We start from the raw sequence: 294 nt of genomic DNA, 5'->3' as shown, positions 1-294 counted from the left end.
GACGGCGGTTCGCCTGATACGTGCGCATGTCTTCGATCCCGACGCCCATCGCGCGGAGGCACGCGAGCACCTGCAGGTCGTCGAGGTCGCGCTCGCGATACCGCCGATGCCCGCTGCTCGCGTCGCGCACGATCGGGCCGATGAGCCCGACGTCTTCGTAGTACCGGAGCGTGGGTTCGCTGAGGCCCGACCGCCGGGCCGCCTGCTGGATGGTGAGCATCGACATGCACCTAGCTCAGCACACTTCAAGCACTTGAGGTCAAGCCGACGTCAGCGCAGGTGCTGGCACCTCGG

General features: G+C 67.7%; 1 protein-coding gene. It reads right to left on the bottom strand.

What is annotated here, in order from left to right:
• A partial coding sequence (locus ACZ3HG_RS23320) for a MerR family transcriptional regulator (RefSeq protein ID WP_465334698.1) occupies positions 1–220 on the bottom strand: 220 nt, incomplete at its 3' end.
• Positions 221–294: the final 74 nt, after the last annotated feature.

It is taken from the genome of Erwinia sp. PME.40.26/001 (assembly GCF_055556675.1).
This window is presented reverse-complemented; position numbering and strand designations above follow the sequence as displayed.